Raw genomic sequence first — 1,441 nt, 5'->3', positions numbered from 1 at the left:
CCGCGCCCCCGCCGGCACGCGCCTGCACGTCCCCCGGAGCCCCCGCGCCCCCGACGGCCCCCGTGCCGCCGGGGGCGTCCGGCGTCCCGGCGCCCCCCGCGGGCCCGAGGGCGTCCGGGCCTGCCGCACCGCCCCGGCCCCCCGGGGCCACCGCGGCAGCCGTGCCGTCCGCCGCCGCGTTGCGGAAGGTGAGCCGGGCGCCGAGCACCCGCGCCTGACCCGCGGCGATCGTCAGCCCCAGCCCGTGGCCGGCGCCCGCGCGGTCGCTCGCGCCGGTGCGGAACCGGCTCGGCCCCTCGCGCAGCAGGGCCTCGGGGAAGCCCGGCCCGTGGTCACGGACCCGCAGCACCCGCCCCTCGACGGTGACCTCGATCGGCGGCCTGCCGTACTTCGCGGCGTTCGAGAGCAGATTGCCGAGGATCCGCTCCAGGCGGCGGGGGTCGGTGCTCACCCACGACTCGTGTACAACGCGCACCTCGGCGTCCGGGTTCAGCAGGGCCACACGGCGGGCCACGAACTCACCGAGCGCGATCTCCTGGAGCTCGGCCCGCTCCGAGGCGCTGTCCAGCCGTGCCACCTCCAGCACGTCCTCCACCAGGGTCCGCATCGCCTGCGCCCGGTCCCGCACCAGCTCGGTGGGGCGTCCGGGTGGCAGCAGCTCCGCGGCCGTGAGCAGGCCTGTGACGGGTGTGCGCAGCTCGTGGGCGATGTCGGCGGTGACCCGGCGCTCCGCCTCGATCCGCTCGTTGAGGGCGTCGGTCAGCGCGTCCACCGCACGGGCCAGCTCGTCCGTCTCGTCCCGTACGACCCCGCCGATCGCCTCGCGGACGCGCACGTCGGTGTTGCCCTGGGCGACCTTCCCGGCGGCGGTGGCGGCCTTGCGCAGGCGGCGGGAGAGCCGCCCGCCGATCAGCACGCCGAGCGCGGAGCCCCCGAACACGACGGAGACCGAGCCGACGACGAGCGCCTCGTCGAGCCGCTTCATGATCGTCGCGCTGCGGTCCGGGTACGGGGTGTGCAGCGACATGACGTCGCCGTTCGCGAGCGGGACCGCCGCCCACACCTCGGGCGGGGCGCCGCCCTCCTCCCGCACGTAGGTCCCGTACCGCCCTTCCCGCATGAGCCGGTCGAGCTCGGGCGGCAGCGCGGGGTCGTTCAGCTTCGTGCCCCACTTGGGCTTCTGGTCCTTCGGCTTCGACAGCTCGTACATCCGCTGGGCGAGCTTCAGCCGCTCCAGTTGCACGTCCCGCGCACTGTCCAGCATCGAGACGCGGGCCGCGTTGTGGACGATCAGGCTGAGGGTGGCCGCGACCAGGGCGCCCACCGCCGCGATGGCGAAGGCGATCTTCCAGCGGACGCCGGTGCGCAGGGCGGGAGGCTTCATGGCGGTGCGGGTCCTGTCGGTGCGGTACGGGGGCGGTACGGGCAGGGGCCAGGAGGC

1 protein-coding gene is annotated in these 1,441 nt (G+C 76.2%); it reads right to left on the bottom strand.

Going from position 1 to position 1,441, the window contains the following annotated elements:
- On the bottom strand, window positions 1-1,384 hold a 1,384-nt coding region (gene cseC, locus BJP40_RS09830), incomplete at its 3' end, for a two-component system sensor histidine kinase CseC (RefSeq protein ID WP_079171055.1).
- Window positions 1,385-1,441: the final 57 nt, after the last annotated feature.

Origin of the sequence: Streptomyces sp. CC53 (assembly GCF_001865245.1) — a bacterium.
In the GTDB taxonomy this organism is placed as follows: domain Bacteria; phylum Actinomycetota; class Actinomycetes; order Streptomycetales; family Streptomycetaceae; genus Streptomyces.
This window is presented reverse-complemented; position numbering and strand designations above follow the sequence as displayed.